This is a genomic window from Streptomyces griseorubiginosus (assembly GCF_017614965.1).
GTDB lineage: Bacteria > Actinomycetota > Actinomycetes > Streptomycetales > Streptomycetaceae > Streptomyces > Streptomyces griseorubiginosus_B.
Genome location: NZ_WVUG01000483.1, coordinates 1 through 4,191, shown reverse-complemented (window position 1 = coordinate 4,191; position 4,191 = coordinate 1). Strand labels below are relative to the sequence as shown.

Below are 4,191 nucleotides of genomic sequence, written 5' to 3'. Positions count from 1 at the left end.
GGGTTCGAAGGGAGCGGAGTTCGACGGGGGCGGGCTGCCGCTCGCCCGGATGGCGGGGATCAGTCTGGCAGTGTGGCCTACCGGAGCGACATCCGTCAGACGCCCACCCGGTCGGTGGAGTTCCTGGGTCCGGTCAGGACGACCCCTTCGGGTCGTTCGTCGGGTCGGTAGGAGGCTTTCCACCGGCCGCGAGTTCGAACTCCGCACGGGGATGTTCGAGTGAACCGAGCGAGACGATCTCCCGCTTGAAGAGGCCCGAGAGGGTCCATTCGGCCAGGACACGGGCCTTGCGGTTGAAGGTGGGCACCCTGCTGAGGTGGTAGACGCGGTGCATGAACCACGCAGGGTAGCCCTTGAGCTTGCGCCCGTAGACATGCGCGACACCCTTGTGCAGACCGAGCGAGGCGACCGAGCCGACGTACTTGTGGGAGTACGTCTCCAGGTCCTCGCCGCGCAGCGCGTGCGCGATGTTGTCGCCGAGGACCCGGGCCTGGCGGACGGCGTGCTGGGCGTTGGGGGCCGTCTCCGCGCCCGGCTGCTCGGCGGTGACGTCGGGGACGGCGGCGGCGTCTCCCGCCGCCCACGCGTGCGTGACGCCGTCGATCGTGAGCTGGGGGGTGCATTTCAGCCGACCCCGTCCGGTGAGCGGGAGGTCGGTCGCGGCGAGGACGGGGTGCGGCTTGACGCCGGCCGTCCACACCAGCGTGCGGGTCGGGAAGCGGGCCCCGTCGCTGAGCACCGCGACCCGGTCGGTGCAGGACTCCAGGCGGGTGTTCAGCCGTACGTCGATGTTGCGGCGACGCAGTTCGGTGACCGTGTAGCGGCCCATCTCCTCGCCGACCTCGGGCAGGATGCGGTCCGAGGCCTCGACGAGGATCCACCTCATGTCCTCGGCCTTGACGTTGTGGTAGTAGCGCGTGGTGTAGCGGGCCATGTCCTCCAGCTCGCCGAGCGCCTCCACTCCGGCGAAGCCGCCGCCGACGAAGACGAAGGTGAGCGCGGCGTCGCGGATGGCCGGGTCGCGGGTGGAGGAGGCGATGTCCATCTGCTCGATGACGTGGTTGCGCAGGCCGATGGCCTCCTCGACCGACTTGAAACCGATGCCGTGCTCGGCGAGCCCGGGAATCGGCAGGGTGCGCGAGATCGAGCCGGGCGCGAGCACGAGTTCGTCGTACGACAGCTGTTCGGCGCCCGCTCCCTCCTCCTCCGTGGCGAGGGTGGTGAGGGTCGCCGTGCGCTTGCCGTGGTCGATCGAGTGGACCTCGCCGATGACGACGTTGCAGTGGTCGAGCACCCGGCGCAGCGGTACGACGACATGGCGCGGGGAAATGGCACCGGCCGCCGCCTCGGGCAGGAACGGCTGATAGGTCATGTACGGGTCCGGGGTCACGACCGTGATCTCGACCTCGCCCCGCCCCAGTTCCCGTTTCAGCTTCCGCTGCAGGCGCAGGGCCGTGTACATCCCGACGTAGCCGCCGCCGACAACGAGAATGCGCGCACGTTCCTTCACCATCCCATGACGCACCCAGCGCTTGAGTTTGTCCACAGCCTCGACAATTTGTGTGACCGCAGGTCGGGGATCTCCGGAGTTGGCCGAATTGCCCAAGTAGTGAGGAGGAGCGCAGGTCAGTGGGTGTGCGCCGGGGAGTGCCAGGGGGTGCAATCGGGACTTATACCACCCGTGGTCCGATCGGGGGGCGCTCCGTGCGGAACCTGCCCCTTCTGAATTGACCCCCTCTCAACTATGTTCGTGTGTCGACGGGGTGTAGGGGGAAGCGCTTCATCGGATCCGAAGTCCGCGACGGGCGGACCGGTGATCCCGGCTTCCCCGCACGCTCCGCCTTTTCCGATGGCGGGGAGAGTCTCCGGGGGGAGACGTCATTACCGGGGGAACGTTATGCATGTTCAGGACTCTCATTGGTCGTCCGCGCTCGCAGCGGGCGGCATGGTGAGCGCGGCGGCGGGCAACGGACGCGGGGACGGGCCGCGTACGACGCCGCTGCGCGTGGACGCACAGCGCAATCTGGAGCACGTACTGCGTGCGGCGCGCGAGGTCTTCGGCGAGCTGGGGTACGGCGCGCCGATGGAGGACGTGGCGCGGCGGGCTCGGGTGGGTGTGGGGACCGTGTACCGGCGGTTCCCGAGCAAGGACGTCCTGGTGCGGCGGATAGCCGAGGAGGAGACCTCGCGGCTGACCGACCAGGCCCGGGCGGCGCTCGGGCAGGAGGACGAGCCGTGGTCCGCGCTGTCGCGGTTCCTTCGGACGTCGGTGGCGTCGGGAGCGGGGCGGCTGCTGCCGCCGCAGGTGCTGCGGGTCGGCGTCGCCGACGAGCGGGACGCTTCCGTGTTCGACGAGGCTCGGGTGCCGCAGCAGCGGGGGCCGGGCGCCGGGGTCGGCGCCGGTGAGCTGCGGCTGGTCTCCGAGGACGACACGGGGGCCGCGGCGCTGCTCGAGGTCGTGGGGCAGCTGGTGGAGCGGGCCCGGGCGGCGGGTGAGCTGCGGGCCGACGTGTCCGTGTCGGACGTGCTGCTGGTGATCGCCACGGCGGCGCCCTCGCTGCCGGACGCTGCGCAGCAGGCGGCGGCGTCCGCGCGGTTGCTGGACATCCTGCTGGAGGGGCTGCGGTCGCGGCCCGCTTGATGCCGATGCTGTCCGCGGGTGGGGAGGCGCCCGGCCTTCGGCCGGTTGTGCGTTCCCACCCGCACCACTGTGCGGCTTCTCCTGGGCGTCGGTTGAGGCTTCCCCGTTTGGGTGAGGGCTAGTACCGGGGGGTGGGAAAACCCCCCGGACGAGTGGATGCGGTGTACTCCGGGGGCCTGAACAATAGCCAATATGGCACTCTGACCCGGTGTTCGGGACGGATAGGGCTGGCGGCGGGGGCATTCCGCGATGAGTGTTGACGGGCGGGACGGGTCACAGGGGGACGGTGACCCGGATGCCGGTGGTTCGCCGCAGGTGCCGAGTCAGGGCGGTCGGCCCTCCATCCCGGCCCAGGCCGGTGAGCCCGTCGAGGGCAGCGTCCCCGCCCAGCGCGGCCGGCGCGAGGACGGCGCCGTACTGCCACCGCCGAGGAGCCTGCCGCCGTCGGACGCCGATCTGATCGAGCGGATGCGCTCCGGCGACGACACCGCGTACGAGGCGCTGTACCGGCGCCACGCCGACGCCGTGCGCCGTTACGCCCGCACCTGCTGCCGGGACGCCCACACCGCCGACGACCTCACCGCCGAGGTCTTCGCCCGCATGCTCCAGGCCGTACGCCGCGGGCACGGTCCCGAGCACGCGGTACGCGCCTATCTGCTCACCATCGTGCGGCGCGTCGCCGCCACCTGGACGAAGTCCGCCAGGCGGGAGCAACTCGTCGACGACTTCGCGGTGTTCGCCGCGCAGGCCGCCCGTTCCCCCGAGGTCTCCGACGACGCCGCGTCCCTGGGCTCCTTCGGCGCGGGCCTCGAACTCGGCGCCGATGTGCGCGCGATGCACGAGGCCGAGCAGTCCCTGGCGATGCGTGCCTTCCGGTCGCTGCCCGAACGCTGGCAGGCCGTGCTGTGGCACACCGAGGTCGAGGACGAGTCGCCGAGCGAGGTCGCCACCCTCTTCGGCCTCGACGCCAACGGCACGCGCGTGCTCGCCAGCCGCGCCCGCGAGGGCCTCAAGCAGGCCTATCTGCAGGCCCACGTCAGCGCCGCCCTCGTCGGCGACGAGGAGTGCGCCCGCTACGCCGACCGGCTCGGCGCCTACGCGCGCGGCGGTCTGCGCACCCGTGCCGAGCGAGGCTTGCGCCGGCACCTCGAGGAGTGCGCCAAGTGCCGGCTGGCCGCGGGCCAGATCCAGGAAGTCGCCGGCGGCATCCCCGCCGTCGTACCGGTCGCGGTCATCGGCTGGTTCGGCGTCGCCGGGTACGCCAAGGCGCTCGGGCTCATCGCCGGTGGGGCCGGCGCCGGGGCGGCGGGTGCCGCGGGCGCGGCCGCTGCCGCGGGCGGCGGTTCGTCCGGCGGGGCCGGCGCCGGTGGGGGTGCGGCGGCCTCCGAGGGGCTGGGCGCGCCTGTGAAGGCCGGCATCGCCGCCGGTGTCGTCGCCGTGGCGGGCGTGGCGGTGGCGCTCGCGCTGGCCGGGAGCCACAGCCCCGCCAGGAAGCCGGACGCCAAACCACCGGTCTCCTCACCGGTCGTACGGCCCGAGCCGCCGACCTC

Annotated in this window: 3 protein-coding genes; 2 read left to right on the top strand and 1 reads right to left on the bottom strand. The window is 72.2% G+C overall.

The window, feature by feature from the left end; genetic code table 11:
* Window positions 1–133 precede the first annotated feature (133 nt).
* Window positions 134–1,513, bottom strand: a complete 1,380-nt coding sequence (locus GRC12_RS42295) for an NAD(P)/FAD-dependent oxidoreductase (RefSeq protein WP_208785758.1) — start codon at window positions 1,511–1,513, stop codon at window positions 134–136.
* A gap of 384 nt (window positions 1,514–1,897) precedes the next feature.
* Here GRC12_RS42295 and GRC12_RS42290 point away from each other — a divergent pair, with 384 nt between their 5' ends.
* Both GRC12_RS42290 and GRC12_RS42285 read left to right on the top strand, forming a co-directional pair.
* Window positions 1,898–2,641, top strand: a complete 744-nt coding sequence (locus GRC12_RS42290) for a TetR/AcrR family transcriptional regulator (protein WP_208785757.1) — start codon at window positions 1,898–1,900, stop codon at window positions 2,639–2,641.
* A 249-nt stretch (window positions 2,642–2,890) separates the two neighbouring features.
* A partial coding sequence (locus GRC12_RS42285) for a sigma-70 family RNA polymerase sigma factor (protein WP_208785756.1) occupies window positions 2,891–4,191 on the top strand: 1,301 nt, incomplete at its 3' end.

Coding starts and splice junctions, on each gene's coding strand:
- GRC12_RS42295 (WP_208785758.1), bottom strand. CDS start 1,513: ATGGTGAAGGAACGTGCGCGCATTCTCGTTGTCGGCGGCGGCTACGTC.
- GRC12_RS42290 (WP_208785757.1), top strand. CDS start 1,898: ATGCATGTTCAGGACTCTCATTGGTCGTCCGCGCTCGCAGCGGGCGGC.